Raw genomic sequence first — 20995 nt, forward strand, 5'->3', positions numbered from 1 at the left:
GTGACCCCTTGCGGGAGACCGTCCGGCCGGACCGTGCGGGTGAGTGTGGTTACCGGACGTCGTAGGCGCGGGTGATGGTCTGGGTGACCGCGTTGCCGTTGGCGTCGGTGAAGGTGGCCTTGGTCATGACCTGCTTGCCGGCGGCGCCGGTGTGGTCGAGGACGGCCGTCCACTTGCCGTTTTGCTGCTCGGTCGGCGCCTGGGTCCAGGTGTCGCCGTCGTCGTAGGAGTAGGACAGCGAGGCGTCCGTGATCGCGCCCGGGGTGTATCCGGCGTGGCCCTCGACCGACAGGCCGACCTCGATGCCGCTCTTGGCCGGCAGGGTGTTCATGGCGTCCACCGGCACGTCGTACCTGGGGAAGAGGATCGGCAGCCCGCGCGAGTAGACGTCGGGCTCCCGGTGGGAGCGGAAGCTCCATGTGGTGGCGACGGCCGTGGAGCGCAGCCAGTTCTTGTCCGAGGACGCGATCTTCTGCAGGCGCTGCGTGAGTTCGTACGCGGAGTCCTCGTCCGGCACCTTGAACGCGTCGTAGGGCCAGGCGCTGGTGGCGATCTGCTCGCCGTTGCGCTTCAGAGTCAGGTTGCCGAGGTCGCCGAACGATCCGCCGAAGGACCAGTGTGCGTCGGATCCGTCGGCCCAGAGCGCCGTCTGGATGCCGATCATGTCGCCCTGCCGTTCGGCGGCCAGCACCGGCTTGCCCTCGTCGTCCCGGGGGGCGACCGGGCTCATCGGGCCGCCGTACCACTCCTCGCTGCTCCGCTGCCCGGCCCGGTAGGTGCGCGGCTGGTCACTCATGAACGCGGCGAACGGGAAGCTGGTCATCGCGCCGTGGAGCCAGGCGTCCTCGCCGGTGGTGTAGTAGGCGGTCCGGGTGGTGGGCACACGGACCTCGCCGTACGGGCTGACGGGGATGTGGGAGTCGAGGCTCCCCTTGGGCCGCAGGAACATGGCGTCGATGTAGTCGCCTTCCTTGCCCATGGCCTTCCACGTCTCGCGGACCTGGGCCAGCCGGGAGTCCTTCGGCCGGTAGACCCGGTCGGAGTTGAGCGGGCCCGGGGTCGGGAACGACAGGTTGTAGACGTACGGCGAGCCGTCCTCGGAGCCGGCCGCACGCCAGGTGGGCCGGAACTCGAAGGTGCCGTCCTTCGCGCGTCCGTCGACGTCCGCGTAGAACTTGCGGACGGACTCGTCGGCCGTGACCGATCCGGACAGTTGCCAGGTGTCGTCCCACGTGCGGGCGTAGCTGAACGTGGTGTTGTCCACCGTCGAGGGACGGTCGGTGCGCAGGCTCAGCCGGTGGGCCTTGCGGGCGTCGAGGACGACGGTGGTGTCATCGGTGATCCGCAACTGCGGCTTGGCCAGGTAGCTGACCGATTCGGCTGCGTGGTCCGCGTCGTACGACGCCACGAAGCTGCTGAGGCTGTAGTCGCCCGGGCGGACGCGGTACGTCTGGTCGGCGGCCCCCGAGTTGCTGCGGCGCTCGCCCGTGTCGGCGTCGAGGCTGACCAGGTCCACGGAGGAGGGGCCCGCCGCGGGTTTGCCGTCGCGGTCGACGACCTTGACCCGGAGCGTGACCGTCTCCGGCTGGACGTAGAGCGTGACGGGCACGGAGACGTGTATTCCGCGGCCGGTGGCCATGATCCGGCCGGTGACCGCACCGTACTGGGCGTCCTTGAGGCGGGCGGTGGGGTCGATCCGGAGCGGCACCTGGACGGTGGTCCCGGCGGGGACTCTCACCTTGCGGTTCTCCAGCTTGATCACACCGGAGTGGACATCGCTGCCGTCGTTGCCGTGCACCCCGCTGACCTTCAGGTTCAGGGTGACGTCACGGTCGCCGGTGTTGGTGAAGGGCACCTTCACGGTGGTGCGGTCCGAGGTGTCCTGCGGCCAGTTGTAGCTGCCGGCCTGGACGGCGGGTGCGGAGAGCACCTCCTGGTTCACCGCGCCGAACACGTCGAGGACTCCGCCGCCGGTCTCGTCGGCTCCGGCGACTTTGCCGCCGGTGCGGGCGGACGAGACCAGGGCGGCCTTGATCTGCTGCGCGGTCCAGTCCGGGTGGGCCTGGCGGACGACGGCGGCGGCGCCCGCGACGTGCGGGGTGGCCATGGAGGTGCCGGACATCGTCCGGTAGGCGTAGACGCCGCGACCGCCCGCGCTGGCCGCCGAGATGTCGACGCCGGGGGCGGCGAGCTCGGGCTTGAGGGTGTGGGTGACGGCCACGGGACCGCGGCTGGAGAAGGACGCGGTGGTGTCGTCGCGGTCGACGGCGCCGACCGTCAGTACGCTCGGCACGCAGCCGGGGGAAGAGACGGTCTCACTCTTGGGCCCCGTGTTGCCGGCGGCGACGACGAACAGCGTGTGCTTGTTCTGCGAGAGCTGCGCCGTGGCCTGGGCCACCGGGTCGGTGCAGTCGCCCACCGCGGGGTTGCCCAGGCTCATGGAGACGACGTCGGCCTTCTGGTCCACGGCCCACTGCATACCCGCGATGATCCAGGAGTCCAGGCCGTAGCCGTCGTCATTGAGGACTTTGCCGACGAGCAGGGAAGTCCCGGGTGCGACGCCCTTCTTGAGGCCGTCGCTGGCCGCTCCGGTACCGCCGACCGTGGAGGCGGTGTGGGTGCCGTGGCCGACCAGGTCGTTCGTGTTCGTGGCGTCCGTGAAGTTCTTGGTCGCGGCGACCTGCTTCACCAGGTCCGGGTGCTCGGCGTCGACGCCCGTGTCCAGCACGGCGACCTTGGTGCCCTCGCCGTCGTAGCCGGCCGCCCACGCCTCCGGCGCGTGCACCTGGGCGGTGGACCGGTCCAGCGTGGCCTCGACCTTGCCGTCCAGCCACAGCTTCTTGAGCGCGGACGCGGAGCGGGAGCGGGGGTTGCTGACGTCCTGCCAGAAGTCGGCCGCCGTGTCCTTGTCCGCCTTCAGCGCGACGCCGTCCACCGCGGGAAGGCTCAGGCCCCGCTCGGAACCGCGAGGCGCCGCCGGCGCGGCGTCGGCGACGTTCACACGCTCGTCGTAGGTGGCGATGAGTGGCAGCGAGTCGGTGTGCGCGTCGTCGTAGCCCTGGCGGATGAGGCCCGTGACGTTGAAAAGCTGCTCGTCGACCTTGCCCTCGGCGATCGCCCCGGAGGCGGACTCGGGGTAGACGTAGAGGTCCTTGCCCATCTGCCGGGTCTGGAACATCGGTTGTGTGCCGTCCTCGCGGGGCAGCACGGCCGCCGAGCTGCGGCCCGAGGCGTCCGTGACCACCATCACCTTGTCACCGGTGACGAGCGTGACGGTGGCCCGCTTGCCGCCCTTCGCCGCGGCCTCACTGCCGACGAGCGGGCGTTTCTCCGAGCTGCCGTCAGGCGGCGTATCGGCTGCCCCGGAAGGTGTCACCGCGGTGACAGCCAGGGCGGCGACGCTCGCCGCTCCCAAGGCCATACGCGTTATGGAACGCATGAATCTCCCCATCTGATCCCGTGAACAGGCTGTGCTGACGCCGCAGCCTGGCAGACACGCGGATGTCACAGGGGCGCCACGCGTGGCGGGTTTGCCGCATGGCGGACACCCGTCACGCGGTCACACACGGAGGCTCGTCGGCCTCACGGAGGGCGAAGCCGGGGCATGTCCCGCAGAGGGGAATCAGAGCCAGCCCGCGCGTGCCGCGTGCCATCCGAGTTGGAGGCGCGAGTCCGCTCGGGCGAGGTCCATCAGACGGCGGGTCCGCCGCTCCACGGTGCGTATGGAGAGGCCGAGTTGAGAGGCGGCCCGGCGATCGGAGATCCCGGCCAGGAGCAGGGAGAGGACCTCCAGTTCACCCTCCGTCGGCTGCGGATCGGCATCAGCCTCGACGCGCACACCCGTGGCCGTCGCGTACAGCGGCCGGGCGTGCACCCATTCCCTCTCGAAGAGATGGACCAGGGCCGTCAGCAACCCGCTGCGGTGCACCACGATGGCGCTCGGCTCGCCGTCGGAGTCCGCCACGTCCAGTGGCACCATGGCACGATCCCGGTCCGACACGACCATCTTCAGCGGCAACGAGTCGACCACGCGGAGCTGGAGGCCCGCCGAGATGGCCGACCGCAAATCCCGTGCCACATCGAGGTCGTCCAGGTAGTCCTTGGCAGCCACGACGCGGAAGTCGACACCGCGGTCCAGTGCGGAACTCTCCGACAGGTCGGCGTCCTCGCGGGGTACCGCGATGGGCGCGCCCTTGAGGAAGACGAGCAACTCCTGCTGGGCACCGCGCTGCAGTTGGTGGAACCGGTGCGCGACCTGCTCCACGCCGACGACCACCTCCACGACGCTGCCCGCGGCGTGTGCCGCCGTACTGCGGTACTGCTCCGTCAGCATCGAATACGCGGCCTCGGCCCGGTGCAGCGCGTTGCGTTGCTCGACGAGGAGCGGGGCCAGGGCCACCGAGGGAGGCGTGAGCCGGTAGCGGTGGGGCCCGCGGCCTGCCTTCCGGCCGGTCGGGTCGGGCGCCCCGCTCTCGGTCTCGCTCTCGGTCTCGGTGGCGAGCGCGACCAGGCCGCGTGCCGCCAGGTCGAGCAGGATGCGGGTGCTCTCGGCCTGCTCAAGTCCGGTCTGCCGCGCGATTTCCTGCGCAGAGGCTGTGGGGCGGGCCAGAAGCGCACTGTAGACGGCCTCTTCGGCCGACCCCAGTCCGAGCACCTCCAGCATTCGGTCCCGTTTCCCCTCGAGCGACCCCGTGTCCGGCCGTTGACGCGGCTCGGGCGGACCGAGCGGCTGCATCCGAACGGTATCCCACGGTCAGGTTCCAGGGCTGCGGCGCAGCAGGAGCAGGAGCAGGAGCAGGAGCAAGGGCCGGAGCAAAGAGCCGGAGCAAGAGCCGGAGCCCGGGGCGGGTGAGCCGCCCCGGGCCGTGGCCGCGTTCCGGGGGTGTGCGCCGATCAGTAGCTGGTGCTGACGGTGACTGCGTCGAAGCCGCTCACGGCGTACAGGCTGATGTAGTTGGCACCGGCCGGCGGGTTGTCGACGGTCAGCGTGTGGCCGTTGCCGGCGCCCGTGGCACGTTGCGTGTAGCCGCCGGTGCCGGGCCAGCCGTCGGAGCCGTAGTACAGGTCGGCGTCACCGGTGCCGCCGGACGTGGTGATCTCCAGCCGGGTGGTGCCGGACGGGACGTAGAGGTAGAGGTAGGCGTAGTTCCCGGTGGTGGCGGACTGGTTGCTCCGCCGGCAGTTCTGGCCCAGCTCCCTGGGGTCGGTGCCGGTGCATTCGGCACCGGTGCCGCCGCTGCCGACGGTGACCGACCTCGTGGCGGTGGCGGTGGCGCCCTTGTCGTCCGTGACAGTGAGCTTCACGGCGTAGGTGCCGGCGGCGCCGTACGTCTTGCCGGGGTTGGTGGCGGTCGAGGTGGTGCCGTCACCGAAGTCCCAGGACCTGGAGGCGATGGTGCCGTCGGAGTCCGCGGACTGGTCGGTGAAGCTAACCTTCAGGTCCTGTACGGCGGTGGTGAACGCGGCGGTGGGAGCCTGGTTGCCGGGCGGGTTGGTGCCCCCGCCGCAGTCACCGGCCGCACAGCCCGCCAGCCAGGAGTACCAGTCGTTGTCGTAGCGGGTGCCGATGGTACTTGTCAGGTAGGTGCGGGCGGCGTTCCAGTCGCCCGCGCGGTAGTGGCCGAGCACCTTGTCCATGTCGGCCCGGTGCTTGACGAGCATGTACCGCGTGGCGAGGTAGCCCCAGCGGTATATGCGGGTGGTGTCATGGCTGTAAGTGGTGTCGAAGAGGGTGCTCAGGGCGTAGGTACGGCGGCCGGCTTCGGTCATCGCCTCCGTGTAGGGCACGCCGCGGTAGGAGTAGGAGACGTACTCGGCGAAACCTTCGACCCACCAGATGGTCGGGGTGCTGATGTTGGCGTTGAAGTCGCCGTACATGTCGAAGCGGCCGTCGAGGTAGTGGGTGTACTCGTGGTTGAGGTTCCAGATCTGGAAGTCCGGGCGCAGCCACTCGGCCTCGTAGGCGATGAAGCGCGGCTGGTTGCCGGCCGCGGACGGGTCGCCCTCGAGGTACATGCCGCCGTTGTTGGTGTCGATCCCGAAGATGGCACCGGCGTAGGTCTGGTAGTCGGTGCTGGAGTCGAAGACCACGACCTCGATCGTGGAGTTGTTGTCACCCGGGACGGGACCGCTGTCCCGGACGATGCCGTGGAAGTAGGCGTCCTGGCTGCGCAGGCTGTCGCAACTGGAGGACAGCTCGCCCGACGTCATCTGCTGCGCCCTGATGGTGATGCTGGAGCTGCAGGTGTAGGTCACCGGCAGCACCGAGTCCGCCAACTGCGTCTGCAGGTCGCAGGTGCCGTAGTAGGAGCAGTTGGCCTTGTCGTAGTAGTCCGTCATCTCGGCCACGCCGACCCAGAGCGGAGCGGTGGTGCCCTTGATGGAGCTGGAGTTGAGCAGGCCGGCGGCGAGCGGGCGGACCTTGCTCCGCAGGGCGGAGTGCTGCAGGAACCTGCCGAGTTCACGTCCGGCGTTCGACGTGAGGTAGGACTGGTCCGTTCCCAGGAGCGAGAGGTGACCGGCCGCGAAGTTGTACAGCGAGTCGATCAGAGTGGGATCGGACTGGACGGCCGTCACGAAGGCGGGCACCTGGTGACCCCGGAAGGTCACGGTGTAGACGTTGTTGACCGCGTTGAGCATCCACCAGGAGGAGTTCCAGGTGGAGTCGTAGTCCGCCAGCAGCCGCTTGAGTACGGGGATGTAGCGGGCGTTCTCCTCGGCGCTGTCGATGAGGGTGACGGCCTCGGCGAGGGTCTCACCGTTGGCGTCGGTGACATCGCGGGAGTGCGGGGCGGCGAAGAAGGCGTCGAGTCCCGCGCGGATGGCCGTCCGCAGGCCGCTGCCGTAGTCGCCGACCGTGCCGGCGTTGTAGTAGTGGACGTAGTAGCCGGCGCGCAGGTAGAGCACGAGCTGCGGCATGCCGGTGCTGGAGTTGCCGGGGTAGGACGCCGAGCCGTCGCGCAGGGCGTAGGCGACAGTGGTCATCTGCGCTTCGCGGAAGGCCTGGTGGGCGTCGCCGCCGGTCAGGTTGAACAGGGTGTTGACGCAGTCGGTCGTGGACGCCTTGATCTGCTGCACCAGCGCGCTGCCGGTGCGGGAAGTGAAGTCGGCGACGTCGCACGCGGCGGCTGAGGCGGCCGCGGGGGTCTTCCTTCCGGCCGTGGCATCTGCCGCCGTGCTCATCGACTCGGAGGGCCGGACCGGCAGTTCGTCGTGCCGCCCGTAGGACTCCTTGAGCGCTTCCTTGCTCGCCGCCAGCGGCGGGAGCGCGGACGCCTTCAGGCGTTCCTTGCCGACGTGCGCGGTCTCGGCGGTGGCGGTCTGGGCCACCGGCGGGGGACCGGTGTGCTTTCCGCCTCCGGCCGCGCCCTGCGCGACGGACACCGGGGACCCGGGTTGGGCGCCGGCCGGCTGCGTCAGCAGACCGACGCCCATGGCGACGGTCAGGGCCAGCGGCAACGCCGCGCCCAGACCTCGCCGGACAGATGACTTTCTCACTGTGCCTCCCACGAGAGTGAGGACCACGCGGTGCGTGACCCATGGGGGATGAGGAGGCCGTGGCTTTGGGGAGGGTCTTGCCGTTCACTCGACGGGTGTACGGCGACCGATGCCGCGATTGGCATGACCACGACCTGTGCTATGTACCATTGCACACGTGACATGTTCCAGAGAAGCCGTCTGACGGAATACAAGGTGGGCAATTGGTCTACGGATGCCGGGACTTGGGCGCGCGAGGGGAAGGCGTGAGGAGCGGCGCTACCGGCCGTCCGCCTGGCTGCCCGCCCACAGGGTGCGGACGTGCGCGAGGTGGCGGCGCATGCACTCCTCCGCCTCCTGGATCCGGCCGTTGACCATCAGATCCAGCAGTTCGACGTGCTCCTGGGCGGAAGCGACCAGCCGCCCGGTCCCGTTCAGGCTGCCCAGTCCGAACAGGCGTGAACGCTTGCGGAGGTCGGCGACCACCTCCACGAGATGGTGGTTGCCGGCCAGGGCCAGCAGCTCGAGGTGGAACCTGTGATCCGCTTCGAGGTACTTGAGGATGTCATGTTCCTGGGCCGCGGTGACGATCTGGTGGGCCAGCGGACGCAGGGCTTCCAGTTGCTCGACGGCCGTCGTCGCGGCGACGCGTCCCACGGTGGGGACCTCGATGAGGGTTCGGATCTCGGTGAACTCGTCGAGGTCCTGCTCGGTCATCTCAGTGACCCGGAACCCCTTGTTGCGTACCGCTTCGACCAGGCCCTCCCTGGCCAGGTCCAGCATGGCCTCGCGCACCGGGGTGGCGGACACGCCGAGTTCCGCCGCCAGGGCGGGGGCGGAGTAGATGACACCCGGACGGAGGTCGCCGGCTATGAGGGCGGCCCGGAGCGCGTTCGCGACCTGATCGCGCAGATGGCTCTGGACGGAGAGCGGCTGGGTTTTGAGATGAGGCATCTCTGCTCCTCCGTCCGACCAGCCAACGACCTCCCACCATACAATGTCACGTTGCCTTGACAGTCCGACGGTTGCGCCCGGTCAGCGCAGAGACGCCATCCAGGCCTCCACCTCTTCGGCGCCGCGGGGCAGTTCCGACGACAGACACAGGGGCCCGTCGGCCGTGATGACGAAGTCGTCCTCGATCCGTACGCCGATGCCGCGCAGTTCCTCGGGCACCGTCAGATCGTCGGGCCGGAAGTACAGCCCGGGCTCGACGGTCAGGACGTGACCGGGCGCGAGCACACCGTCCAGGTAGGTCTCCCTGCGGGCACCGGCACAGTCGTGACAGTCCAGGCCCAGCATGTGGCCCGAGCCGCAGACGGTGTACCGGCGGTACAGGTCGGACTCGGGTGTCGAAGCCGTCCTGCCGTACGGCCGAAGACCCCACGCGTCGAGTCCCTCGGCGATGACCCGCATCGCGGCGTCGTGGAAGTCCCCGTACCGCGCGCCGGGCCGCAGGGCGGCGATCCCGGCCGACTGCGCGGCCGACACCAGGTCGTAGACGCGCCGTTGGACGTCGGTGAAGCGACCGCTGACCGGCAGTGTTCGCGTGACGTCCCCGGTGTAGAAGGAGTCGGCCTCGACACCCGCGTCCAGCAGGAGCAGCTCCCCGTCCCGCACCGGACCGTCGTTGCGCGTCCAGTGCAGGACGCAGGCGTGCGACCCGGCTGCCGCGATGGTCTCGAAGCCCAGCCCGTGACCCCCGAGCCGGGCACGCCGGTTGAAGGTGCCCTCGATCCAGCGTTCTCCACGCGCGAGGCGCGTGGCGTCGCGCAGTTCGCCGACGACATCGTGGAAGCCGGCGACCGTCCAGTCCACGGCCGAACGCAGCTCCTCGACCTCCCACTCGTCCTTGACCAGCCTCAACTCCGACAAAAAAGCGTCCAGTTCGGCGTCGGCTCGCGGGACCGGCGCCACCATCGAGTCGACGTGCGCGTCCACACCGCGCAGTATCCGGGTCGGTACGTTCCCGCGAAGGGCCCGTTCCAGGTCGTCGCGTGCCGCGGCCTCGATGCCGAGCGCGGCCGAGGTCTCCGGGAGCGTCCGGCGCCGACCGGTCCAGAACTCGCCGTGCCGCCGGTCGCTGTGGAGTTCCGCGCCGTTCGGCCCACCGTCACGCGGAGACCGGGGCCGGGTGAACAGAGTCGTCGTGTGCCCGGTCCCGGTGGGTTCAAGGACCAGGACGCTGTCGGGTACCGCCTGCGTCCCGAGTTCCGCGGTGAGATGGACGAAGGCGGAGTGCGGCCGGAACGTGTAGTCGAAGTCGTTGCTCCTGACCTTCAGCCCGCCCGACGGGACGACGACGCGTTCACCGGGAAAACGCTCGGACACCGTCGAGCGCCGCTTGGACGCGTAGGCCGCTCCCGTCAGGAGCGGCAGCCTGCGGCTCGTATCCGCCCACCCTCCTTGAAAGGGACCGCTCTGCGCGGCCGGTGGTTCGTGATCGCCGTTGCTGATGTCAAGCAAGCCGTCCTGCTCCTTCATCCGGGAATCCCCCTGTCGTGTGTCGTGGCTCACTGCGTGGTGACCGGCCGGTCCGGGGCAGAGGGCGTCAGCGGCGCAGCCGGGCCATCCAGGCTTCCACCTCGTCCGCCTCCCGGGGCAGGCCGGCCGAGAGGTTCTCGTTGCCTTCCTCGGTCACCAGGATGTCGTCCTCGATCCGCACACCGATGCCGCGGTACTCCTCCGGAACGGTCAGGTCGTCGCACTGGAAGTACAGGCCCGGCTCGACGGTGAGCACCATGCCCGGTTCCAGCGTGCCGTCCACGTACATCCCGGTCCTGGCCCTGGCGCAGTCGTGGACGTCCAGGCCGAGCATGTGACCGGTGCCGGCCAGGGTCCAGCGGCGCTGCAGCCCGAGTCCGTGGGCCTCGTCCGGCGAGCGCCCCTCGAACAGCCCCCAGGCGGCCAGGTGCTCGGCCAGTACCCGTTGCGCGGCGTCATGGAAGTCCCGGTACGCGGCGCCCGGCTTGACCACGGCGATGCCGGCCTCCTGCGCCGCGTACACCGCTTCGTAGATCTTGCGCTGGACCGGGGTGAAGCGACCGTCGACGGGCAGGGTGCGGGTGACGTCGGCGGTGTAGAGGTCACGGGTCTCCACCCCGGCGTCCAGCAGCAGGAGATCACCGGGGCGGGCCTCGCCGTCGTTGCGGACCCAGTGCAGCGTCGTGGCGTGCGACCCTGCCGCGCAGATGGACGCGTAGCCGACGTCATTGCCCTCGATCCGTGCGCGCGTGTGGAACGCGCCTTCGACGACGCGCTCGGACGTCGGTGCGGCGGTCCCGAGGACGCGGACGACGTCCTCGAAGCCGCGGGCGGTGGCTTCGCAGGCGAAACGGAGGTCGGCGATCTCGAACTCGTCCTTCACCAGGCGCATTTCGGAAAGCGTCACCCGGAACTCGTCGTCGCGCTCGGCTGTCGTCCGACGGGCGAGGGCGGCGTCGATGTCCGCGTCGTGGCCCCGCAGCAGGCGCACCGGGCCGGTGGCCGCGGCGAGCCGCTCGGTGAGCGTGCGGACGTCGCCGCACGGCAGACCGAGCAACTGCTCGTTCTCGGCAAGGCTGTTGCGGCGCCCGTCCCACAGCTCGCCATGGTGGTCGAGCCAGAACTCGCCGTCCTCGCGGCCGGAACGCGGGAGCAGGTGGGCGACGGCCCGGTGTCCGCCGTACCGTCCGGGTTCCAGGACCAGTACGGCGTCCGGGGACTGGTCGCCGGTCAGGTAGACGTAGTCCGAGGAGGGCCGGAAGGGATACGCCGTGTCGTTGGCGCGGACCTTCGGGTTGCCGGCCGGGACGACCAGCAGCTCGCCGGGGAACCGGGCGGACAGTTCCGCCCTGCGACGCGCGGTGTACGCCGCCGACGCGACCGGTTCGAGACCGTGCCGCTCGGTGTCGGCCCAGCCCCGCCTCATGTTCTCCGCGAGTTCGGTGCTCACCTGCCGGTACAGGCCGTTCTTCCGCTGCCTGCCCTCGTCGTCTGTCTCCGCGGACATCGCCGTCTCCTGGATCGGATGGGTCATGGACACACACCTCCTCGCGCATCGCCGGTGCCGGTGCGCGGTTCCGAGACGCGGGGTCGAGATTTCCACGAGCGATTCCGCCGGGACAACGGGCTGGGGCATAGGAGAACGTGCGGACGATGCATAACGCCGGAGGGCCGGCCCAGGACCCGGTCCCGGTCCCGGACCCGGCCGTCCGAGGCTCCGGTCCCGGTCCCGGACGAGCGACAGCACGGGACGGCACCGTGCACACGGCGCCCACGCGCATACTGGACCCCGATTCCACGAGGATTCCACGAGACAGCGAGGTGTACAGATGGAACTGGAGCTGCGCCATCTGCGTGTGCTGTGCGCGATCGCGGATTCCGGGAGCGTCGGCCGGGCGGCGGCCGCGCTCGGATTCACCCAGCCCGCGCTGAGTACACAGCTTCGTCGCATCGAGCGGCTTCTCGGCGAGGGACTGTTCGTGCGCAGCAGTACGGGCGTGGAGCTGACCGGCTACGGCGCGGAGGTCGTGAGCCAGGCCCGCGACATCCTGGTCCGCGCGGATGCCCTGGGACGACGGCACCCGGGCTGCCCGCCCGCGGCGGCCGGCACACTCCGGCTCGGCGTCACCAACACACCGGTGGTGCCGATGCTGCTGGACGCCCTCCGCGATGCCTGCCCGGACCTCACGGTCTCCGTCAGCAGTGTGTACGCCACCGGTGAACTCCTCGGGCTCCTGGAAGCCGGCGAACTCGACGCGGCGCTGGGTGTCGACTACCCGGGGCTGCCGGTGCGGCACTCCTCCGCTCTGGCACACCGCGCCATCAACACCGTCCCGATCTTCGTGGCCATCCACGCCGGCCACCCCCTGGCCCACCGCATCGAGGTTCCGCTGGAAGAACTGGCGGACGACACCTGGTTCGTCGCCTCCGACGACGGGGTGGGATGGCCCGGCGCCTTCTACGACGCCTGCCGGGCCGCGGGGTTCAAGCCCGCGGGGACACATGAGTTCCACGTCCTCGACCAGTTGCAGTCGATGATCGCCAAAGGGCTCGGGGTGACCACGGTCCAGCCCACCGTGTGTCCCGTCGACGGGGTACTGGTCAAGCCGCTGGCGGGAGACCCCCTGTGGCAGCGGCACCTGCTCGTCTGGCGCCGTGGAATGGTCGAAGCGGCCGTGGTCGAGGCACTTCACCACCACGCCGTCCGCACCTACCGCAACCTGTTGGCCCAGGCCCCGCACCTGCAGAAGTGGGTGACTCGCGCCTACACACCCACCCGCCTGCCGGACGGGCCCAGAACCGCCCTCGCGGGCCCGGACTGACGAAAGCGTCACCGCCCCCGCCCTCGCCCCCGCCCTCGCCCCCGCTCTGCGCTGCCCTGCCCTGTCCCGGTGTCTGGACGGCTGCCGGGGCCGAGCGCAGAGGTATGGGGAAGCCACCGGGCGTCGATGGGTGAGACCCCGGAGGGAGCCGGGACCAGCCGGTACTCGCCGTCCGCGCGGCGCACGTGTCCTGCGGTCGGCGCTGGGAAGTGGCTTCCAAGCAGGAGAGTTGACGTACCGGCCAGCGAGGCGAGCACCTGGTTCCGGGTCCTGGTCGCGAGTCCGGGATCGATGTCCACAGAGCTGCAGAGCTCCGGATGGGCCATCTGGACCGGGTGGTGGATGCTGTCGCCGGTGACCAGTGCGGTCTCGCCACGGCTGCTCAGTTCCACCGCCACCTGCCCTGGCGTGTGGCCGGGGGTGGGCAGCAGACGGATGCCGGGCGCGACGTCCGTGCCCTCGCTCGTGACATCGACGAGGTCGAACAGACCCGCCTCCTGGACGGGGCGGACCGAGTCCCGGAACATCTGCCGACGAGCCTCCTCCATGTCGACACCCGCCCAGTAGTCCCACTCGGTGCGAGAGGTGAGATAGCGCGCGTTCGGGAAGGTGGGCACCCAGGTGTCGCCCTCGGCACGCGTGTTCCACCCCACGTGGTCGGCGTGGAGGTGGGTCAGCACCACGAGGTCGACGCTCTCCGGCGGGAAGCCCGCCGTCCGTAGCCGGGCCTCGTAGTCGCTGTCCAGGTTGTGCCAGGCAGGGTTGGAGCGCCGCTTCCCGTTTCCGATGCCGGTGTCCACGAGCACTCGCATGCCGTCGACCTCGACGGCGAAGCTGTGACTGGCCAGGCGCAGGACGTGTTGTTCGTCGGCGAATTCGGGGCTCAGCCAGCGGGTCCGGCTCACGAGGTCGGTGGTCGCCCCGGGCAGCAGCCACGGACCGGTCCGGGCGGGCAGGGCCACTTCGTCGATGCGTCGCACGGTGTGGTCGCCCACCGTCCACGAAGGGGCGGCGGGACTGGTGGACCTGGTCGTCTGCGATGAGGTGAACACGGCGACTTTCCTTCTAAAAGCGATTGGTTTGCGTTAAGTCACCGTAGGTCCTACGATCAACTAAAGCAAATGATTCGCGTTTACGGTGAGCCCGGGCTCCGGGCTCCGGGCTCCGGGCCCCGGGGCCCGAAACGGTCCCGGCCCGTCGCGCCGCACAGATCCGGAAAGGACGTCATGACCAGCGAACTCACCCCCCAAGAGGCAGCCCGAGGGGCGTTGCGGGCGGGGCTCCCCCTCATGGACGGCCGACACGAAGAAGTGGCCATGACGGCCAACTACATCCACTCCGTGATCAGCACGTTGCGCGAGCTCGATTTCGGCGACACCCCTCCCGCGTCCTCCTACCGAGCCGGACAGGGGAACGCCGATGCAACCGTTTGAGCTTTCGCTGACCGAGGCCTCCCGTGCGGTGCGCGCACGGGAGCTGTCCCCCGTCGAACTCACCGAGTCCGTGCTCGCCCGTATTGCCGCCGTCGAAGGACGGCTGGGCGCCTATGTCACCGTCGCCGCCGACGCGGCCCTGGCCGCAGCGGTCCGCGCCGAACGGGAGATCTCCGGAAGCGGACCGCGCGGGTCACTGCACGGAATCCCCATGGCGCTCAAGGATCTGATCGACGCCGAGGGGTTGCCGACGACCGCGAGCTCGCACGTACGGGCAGGGCACGTGGCGGAACGCGACAGCCGGGTGGCCGAACGGCTGGGCGCCGCCGGGGCCGTCCTCCTGGGCAAGACGCACACGCACGAGTTCGCCTACGGCCTGACCACTCCGCAGACGAACAATGCCTGGGACCACAGCCGGGTCGCGGGCGGGTCGAGCGGCGGCTCGGCGGTAGCTGTCGCCGGCGGCGGGGCGACGTTCGCCATGGGCACGGACACGGGCGGTTCGATCCGGGTCCCCGCGGCCCTGAACGGAGTGGTGGGCCTCAAGCCGACCTACGGCCTGGTCCCACGCACAGGAGTGACCTCGCTGTCCTGGTCCCTGGATCATGTGGGCCCTCTCACTCGCACCGTCCAGGACGCCGTGCTGGTGCTGTCGGCGACCGCCGGCCACGACGCGCGCGACCCGGCGAGCGTGTCCGGCCCCGTGCCGGACCGTTTCCCGTTCCAGGGAGGCGACCTGCGAGGACTGAAGGTCGGCGTACCGCGCAACCACTACTTCGACCGGGTCACGCCCGAGGTCGAGGAGTCCGTGCGCCGCGCGATCGAGCGGCTGGCGGAGCTGGGGGCGGAGCTCGTCGACGTCGAGATCCCGATGGCGCGTTACATCCAGGCCGTCCAGTGGGGGCTGATGGTTCCCGAGGCCACCGCCTACCACGAGCGCTCGCTGCGGGCCACCCCCGGCCTGTACGCGGCGGACGTTCGCATCCTGCTGGAGGCGGGCGAACTCACCTCTGCGGGCGATTACCTCCGCGCCCAGCGGGCCCGCACCATGATGCGGGACGCCTGGGCTCGCATGTTCGACGGAATCGACGTCCTCGCCGCGCCGACGGTGCCGATGACCGCCGCCGAGGCCGGGCAGGGTGCCGTCGAGTGGGCCGATGGCACGACCGAGGCCGTGTCGGACAGCTACGTCCGCCTCTGCGCCCCCGCCAACATCACCGGCGTCCCGGCCCTCACCCTGCCGGTCGGTCACGACCGCGCCGGACTGCCGATCGGTATGCAGCTCATGGCGCGCCCCTTCCACGACGCGACGGTGCTCCGTGTCGGCCGGGCCTACGAGGAGTCGGCGGCCGGAGCGGGGCGGCTCGCTCCCGTCGCTGCCTGAGGGAACGCGGACGTTCGGACGTTCCGGTCGACGTGCGGGCGCGTGGCCGGCCACCTCCTAGAAGCAACGGATTCGCATTAAGGTGATCGCATGAGTCCCAAGCCCATGGCCCGCCCCGGTGGGCGCAGCGCACGCGTACAGGAGTCCGTCCATGCGGCGGTACGTGAACTCGTGGAGGAGAAGGGCCGCGACGCGCTCACGGTCCCGATGGTGGCGACCCGGGCAGGCGTGACCCCCTCCACGGTCTACCGTCGCTGGGGCGACCTGCAAGAACTCCTGTCCGACGTCGCCGTCGAGCGACTGCGCCCGGAAACGGATCCGGCGGATCTCGGAGGTCTGCGGGCCGATCTCGACGCGTGGGCGGAACAGTTCCTCGACGAGATGGCCTCGCCGCCCGGGCGTGCCTACATCCGGGACGCCCTGCTCGGCGACCCCGACGGCACCAATGCCGGTCAGTGTTCGGCGTACGCCGCCGAGCAGATCGACGCCGTGCTGGCCCGTGCGGTGCGGCGGGGGGAGCCGGTGCCCGAGACGGAACTGCTGATCGACCGTGTCGTGGCGCCGATCATGTACCGCATCCTCTTCCGTCCCGGCCGGCTGGACGCCGCATACGCGCGCGAGCTCGTGACGAACGCCCTCCACCGACAGGTCTGACGGACGCCTCGGAACGCGTGGACCGACACCTACATACGGCAGTTCGAGCCTGAGGACTCGTAGAAGCCCAGCTAAACGAATTCTGTCCAAGTAGACTTAGACACGTCGTGGTCGATCGAGGCTGGTGGAGAGTTCCGGTGCACGAGAGCATGCTTGCCAAGCCCGAGGATGTGGTCGACCGCGATCGTGAGTGGGACCTGCTCACCGAGTTCGTCACGGATCCGGATCCGGCGATGCGTCTGGGGATCGTGTCGGGGCGCAGGCGGTACGGGAAGTCGTATCTTCTGCAGGCACTGTCGGAGCGGGTCGGGGGTTTGTACGTCACCGCGGTGCGGGAGGAGGGGCGGCTGCCGGCGATCCAGCGGTTCAGCGATGCCATCGCGACCCACGCGGGTCTGCGGCCCGGCACGCTGCGGTTGGCCGACTGGCGTGAGGTTCTGTCCAACGCCCTTGACGTCACGGCGCGTTCGCGGACTCCGTTGCTGGTGATCGACGAGTTGCCGTATCTTCTCCAGCACTCTCCCGAGATCCCGGGCCTGCTTCAGCAGCTCTACGACGAGCGCCAGCGGGGCACCGGGGCCGGCCCCGGAGCGAGGGTGATCCTTTGCGGGTCGGCGATGAGCGTCATGCACGAACTGCTGTCGGGAACGAAGCCGTTGCGCGGCCGTGCGGTGATCGATCTGAGGCTGGGGGCCTTCGACTACCGGGCCAGCCGTGCGTTCTGGCAGGTCGACGACCCGTTGACCGCTCTGCAGGTGCATGCCGTCCTCGGTGGTGCTCCCGGTTACCGGCCGGTGGCGGCCCGCCCGCACCCGAACGACGGCTTCGCTTCCTGGCTCACGCGGACGCTCCTGGACCCGGGGCGGGCGGTGTACTCGCGCACGGAGACGGAGTACCTGCTGCGAGAGGACCCGCGCATCACCCAGCACACCCTCTACTACGACATCCTCACGGCTATTGCCCGGGGCGCCACCACCCCCACCAGGATCGGCGCAGCCCTGGAACGACAGCGCAACGCGGTCACCCACCCGCTCGACGTCCTGGAGTCCACCGGCTACATCCAGCGCGAGCAGGACATCCTGCGCCCTCGCCATCCCGTCATCACCCTGGCCGACCCCGTCATCCGCTTCAATCAGCTGATCACCCTGCCGCAGGCGGCCACCGTCGAACAGGGCTTCGCCGAAGAGGCGTGGAAGGCCGCCGCCCCGACCTTCAACTCCAAGATCCTCGGCCCTCACTTCGAGGACCTCGCCCGCACCTTCACCCGCCGCTACGCCCACACCCTGCTTACCGGCGGCCTGCCCGGCCCGGTCGGTACCACCGAAGTGGCGGACCCCGCGGCCCGCACCAAGCACGAGGTCGACGTCATCGCCCTGGCCCTGGGCGAGCGCCCGCAGGCCCCCCGCGCCCGGATCGCCCTCCTCGGCGAGGCCAAGGCCACCGCCGCCCGCCGCGGCACCGGCGACCTGCAACGCCTGGAGCACATCCGTACCCTGCTCGCCGACCAGGGCTACGACACCACGAACACCACCCTGGCCCTGTTCTCCCTGCACGGGTTCTACCCGGACCTGATCGAGTCCGCGGCCGGCCGCGAAGATCTGCTCCTGGTTGATCTGGCGACTCTCTACGGGGTCGGGTAGCCAGCTCCTGTTGTGGCACCTGGGAGGATCCTCGCCGCTGTCCTGGCGGCGGCCGACGTCGATGACGACATCGGCTGGACCGTATGGGTGGACTGCACTGCCTGCCGAGCCCGCCGGCATGCCGCTGGAGCCAGGAGGGCGGTGTCGAAGCGCAAGCCTGCCCGGGAGGCCAGGGGGCTGGTGAGAACCCGTAGCCGCACATCGGTGGGCTGCAGCGGATCGTTCGTCGGGGAAGCACCAGTGTTCAAGAGCAGCCTTGAGCTGCCCGACCCGTCAAACCGCTTGCCCGCTCACCGACCCCGGTGGACCTTCCCGGTCACAGCACTGGTCCGCAGGCCGCAGGTCGAGCCGGTCTCTGAGCTGCCTGCGGGAGTTGATGCCCAGCTTGCGGTAGACGTTGCGCAGGTGGGCGTCGACGGTGCGTGGGCTGAGGAACAGTCGGGCGGCCACCTCCTTCGAGGTGGCGCCGGTGGCGACCAGCCGCGCTATGTGCAGCTCCTGCATGGTGAGCTGGTCGCGGGCGTGATCGGTGCGGCTGCGCGCCGTCTCGCCCGTGGCGCGCAGCTCGTCGGCCGCGCGCCGGCCGAACGCCTCGATCCCGGCCCCGGAGAAGAGCTCGTGCGCGGTGCGCAGGTGCGGCCGGCAGTCCTGCCTGCGGCCCTGCCGCCGCAGCCATTCCCCGTACAGGAGGTGGGCCCTGGCCCGGTACGGGAGCATCGGGCTGTCGGTGAGGTGGGCGACCGCTGCCCGGTAGTCGTGCTCCGCTCCCGTCACCAGCGCTCGCGCGTAGGCGGCGATCCCCAGGCCCGAGGGGGTCCCACAGGCCTCGGTGCGTTCGGTCAGCGACTCCAGCGCGGCGACGGCGGCGGCGTGCTCGCCGCACCGTACGGCGGCCTCCACCAGCTCCGGCAAGGTGAACCCCGCGGTGAAGAGTTCGCCGTCGGCGGTGGCACGTCGTGCGGCGGCCAGTGCCTCCCCGTAGTTGGCCAAGCCGTTGTTGAGCACGGCGTTCGCCCAGTGGACGTTGGAGATCACCTGCCCCGTGGCGGTGGCCGTCGTCATGACGGCTTCGAACAGCGCGGACGCCTCCTCGCGGCGTCCGCGCATCGCGGCCAACTGCAGCCGGTGGTAGATGACCGGCGGCGTACCCGTCGCGTCGGCGATCGCCTGCTCCTCGGCGATCGCGGCCATCGCCTCGTCGAGGTCGCCGGTCAGCGCGGCGGCGGTCGCGGCCTGCGCGAGACCGAGCCGCAGGACGAGCGGTGACCCCGACTCACGGCCGGACTTCAGCAGCCACTCGGTGATCCGCTCATGGGTGTCCGGGTCCCACAGCTCGGCCGTGAGGATGATCGCGAGCGCGGGGTGCCGGGTCCACAGGGGGCCCTCCGCCCCGTCGAGGGCCTCCCTGATCAGGGGTACGGCCGCCCGGTGCCCGTTCGCGGTCAGGATGTCCAGCGCGTCCAGGATGTCCGGCGGGTGGTGCGGCGGCGCGGACTTCGCCTCGGCGAGGACCACGTCCATCACCCCGTTCGCGCGTCCGACGAGCAGGCTCGTTTCGAGTGCCTCCAGGTAGCTCTCCCGGGAGCGTTCGGGGTCCAGTCTCGCGAGCCGCCGTGCGGCGCGCAGCATCCACGCCAGCCCCTCACTGTCGTCGATCCGGACCAGGGCGATCCGGCCCCGCAGCAGGTCGGTCTCCGCCTGCTGGAACTCGTCAGGACCCGAGTTCTCGGCCGTACTGAGCAGGGTGGCCGCCCTGCTGGTGGCGCCCGCGTCGAGGTGGGCGCGCGTGGCCGCGAGGGTCCGTTCGATCCGCTGTGCGGCGTCGAGGGTCAGCTCCGCCGCGCGTTCGAGGAAGGCGGCCGTGGCCACCGCACCACCACGCGCCCGGGCCCTGGACGCCGAGCGCTCCAGCTCGGCGGCGACGCCTCGTCGGGGACGGCGGCGGCCTGGGCGCGATGCCACGCGCGCCGGTCGGGGTCGGCGACCGGGTCGGTGACTTCGGCGAGCACGCGATGGGCCAGCCGCCGCTCGTCCGGCGCGGCGGCGTCGTATGCCGCGGCCCGCGCCAGGGGGTGGTAGAAGCGCACGCGGGTGCCGAACTCGACCAGTCCGGTCGCGGTGGCGGCAGCGCCGGCGGTCGCCAGGTCGATGCCCAGGCCACGCGCGGCGGGCCAGAGCAGCCCGGGGTCGCCGGTCGGGTCGGCGCCGGCGATCGTGAGCAGGAGTCGCGCCTGCGCGGGCAGGCCGCAGAGCGTGGCCCGGAATTCGTGTCCGACCCGGGTCGGCACCGAGGCGGGTCGCGGCGGGGCGAATCCACCGGCTCTGGGCAGGGCGAGCAGCGCCAGCGGGTTGCCCCGCGCCTCGGCCACGAGCCGGTCACGCACCTGTTCGTCGAGCGTCTCGTGGCTCTGCGCGCCGAGCAGCGCCCGTGCGTCGGTGTCGCTCAGACCGTCGACGCCCAGGCTCGGCAGGACGTCCAGTTCGCCCGCCTCGCGCGGCGGCCGGACGGCGAGCACCATGGCGACCGGCTCGACGGAGACCCGACGGGCGAGGAACGCCAGCGCCTTCGACGAGGCCGCGTCGAGCCAGTGCGCGTCGTCGACCACGCAGAGCACCGGGCGCTCCTGGCCCGCCGCCGTCAGCAGCCCCAGGGTCGCCAGACCGACCCGGAACACGTCCGGTGTCCCGGACGACAGGTCGAAGGCGATCCGGAGCGCCCGGCGGTGTTCGGCGGGCAGCTCGGCCAGGTGCCCCAGCACCGGAAGGCAGAGCTGGTGCAGTGCGGCGAACGGCAGCTCCGCCTCCAGCTCGGACCCACCCGCGCGCAGTACCCGGAATCCGGACGCCTCCGCCTCCGCGAGCCCCAGCAGCGTGCTCTTGCCGATCCCCGCCTCACCGCGCAGGACCAGTGCGCCGCCCCGGCCTGTCCGGGCCGCGCCGATCAGCTCGCGAAGGCGCTGCGTCTCGTACTGCCTGCCGAGCAGCGGACGGTGAGGAGGAGCCGACGTCTGCACAGCGCGTACGTTACAGCGCGCATGTCATCGAGCCGGTCCGGGCGGCGTCGAGCCGGTCGGGCGGCGTCGGCTCCGGCGTGTGGTGGCGGTT

General features: G+C 70.6%; 14 protein-coding genes. 5 read left to right on the forward strand and 9 right to left on the reverse strand.

Annotation, left to right across the window (positions count from 1 at the left end; translation table 11 throughout):
* Positions 1-49: 49 nt before the first annotated feature.
* The 6 genes from KUM40_RS12460 to KUM40_RS12485 all read right to left on the reverse strand — a co-directional run bounded on the left by KUM40_RS12460 (position 50) and on the right by KUM40_RS12485 (position 11491).
* Positions 50-3439: a S8 family serine peptidase gene (locus KUM40_RS12460; RefSeq protein ID WP_217165873.1), complete on the reverse strand. Its 3390-nt coding sequence runs from the start codon at positions 3437-3439 to the stop codon at positions 50-52.
* Between the two features lie 183 nt (positions 3440-3622).
* Positions 3623-4663, reverse strand: a complete 1041-nt coding sequence (locus tag KUM40_RS12465) for a helix-turn-helix domain-containing protein (RefSeq protein ID WP_217165874.1) — start codon at positions 4661-4663, stop codon at positions 3623-3625.
* A 230-nt stretch (positions 4664-4893) separates the two neighbouring features.
* A complete protein-coding gene (locus KUM40_RS12470; protein ID WP_217165875.1) occupies positions 4894-7497 on the reverse strand; it encodes a collagenase in 2604 nt (867 codons plus the stop codon).
* A 258-nt stretch (positions 7498-7755) separates the two neighbouring features.
* Positions 7756-8430, reverse strand: coding sequence for a GntR family transcriptional regulator (locus KUM40_RS12475; protein ID WP_217165876.1), 675 nt, complete (start codon positions 8428-8430; stop codon positions 7756-7758).
* 81 nt (positions 8431-8511) lie between these two features.
* Positions 8512-9957 (reverse strand): aminopeptidase P family protein, encoded by a 1446-nt coding sequence (locus KUM40_RS12480; protein WP_217165877.1) that lies wholly within the window; start codon positions 9955-9957, stop codon positions 8512-8514.
* Positions 9958-10024: 67 nt separating this feature from the next.
* Positions 10025-11491 carry an aminopeptidase P family protein gene (locus tag KUM40_RS12485; protein WP_254394990.1) on the reverse strand — a complete coding sequence of 489 codons (1467 nt, stop codon included), beginning with the start codon at positions 11489-11491 and terminating at the stop codon, positions 10025-10027.
* 295 nt (positions 11492-11786) lie between these two features.
* Here KUM40_RS12485 and KUM40_RS12490 point away from each other — a divergent pair, with 295 nt between their 5' ends.
* Positions 11787-12779: a LysR family transcriptional regulator gene (locus KUM40_RS12490; protein ID WP_217165878.1), complete on the forward strand. Its 993-nt coding sequence runs from the start codon at positions 11787-11789 to the stop codon at positions 12777-12779.
* Between the two features lie 8 nt (positions 12780-12787).
* On the opposite strand, the gene KUM40_RS12495 is transcribed toward KUM40_RS12490, so the two are convergent.
* Positions 12788-13831, reverse strand: coding sequence for an MBL fold metallo-hydrolase (locus tag KUM40_RS12495; RefSeq protein ID WP_308401124.1), 1044 nt, complete (start codon positions 13829-13831; stop codon positions 12788-12790).
* A 174-nt stretch (positions 13832-14005) separates the two neighbouring features.
* On the opposite strand from KUM40_RS12495, the gene KUM40_RS12500 reads away from it, so the two are divergent.
* The 4 genes from KUM40_RS12500 (at position 14006) to KUM40_RS12515 (ending at position 17890) form a co-directional block, all read left to right on the forward strand.
* On the forward strand, positions 14006-14212 hold the full coding sequence (locus KUM40_RS12500) for a hypothetical protein (protein ID WP_217165879.1): 207 nt from the start codon (positions 14006-14008) through the stop codon (positions 14210-14212).
* On the forward strand, positions 14199-15596 hold the full coding sequence (locus KUM40_RS12505; RefSeq protein WP_217165880.1) for an amidase: 1398 nt from the start codon (positions 14199-14201) through the stop codon (positions 15594-15596). Before KUM40_RS12500 ends, KUM40_RS12505 begins: the two co-directional genes overlap by 14 nt.
* Before the next feature lie 90 nt (positions 15597-15686).
* Entirely contained in the window at positions 15687-16250 is a 564-nt protein-coding gene (locus KUM40_RS12510) for a TetR/AcrR family transcriptional regulator (protein ID WP_217165881.1), read from the forward strand.
* 149 nt (positions 16251-16399) lie between these two features.
* A complete protein-coding gene (locus tag KUM40_RS12515; RefSeq protein WP_254395013.1) occupies positions 16400-17890 on the forward strand; it encodes an ATP-binding protein in 1491 nt (496 codons plus the stop codon).
* Positions 17891-18163: 273 nt separating this feature from the next.
* On the opposite strand, the gene KUM40_RS42390 is transcribed toward KUM40_RS12515, so the two are convergent.
* A complete protein-coding gene (locus KUM40_RS42390) occupies positions 18164-19759 on the reverse strand; it encodes a helix-turn-helix transcriptional regulator (RefSeq protein WP_308401125.1) in 1596 nt (531 codons plus the stop codon).
* Entirely contained in the window at positions 19720-20904 is a 1185-nt protein-coding gene (locus tag KUM40_RS42395; protein ID WP_308401126.1) for an ATP-binding protein, read from the reverse strand. Before KUM40_RS42395 ends, KUM40_RS42390 begins: the two co-directional genes overlap by 40 nt.
* Positions 20905-20995 lie beyond the last annotated feature (91 nt).

Source organism: Streptomyces sp. AC512_CC834, from assembly GCF_019049325.1.
In the GTDB taxonomy this organism is placed as follows: domain Bacteria; phylum Actinomycetota; class Actinomycetes; order Streptomycetales; family Streptomycetaceae; genus Streptomyces.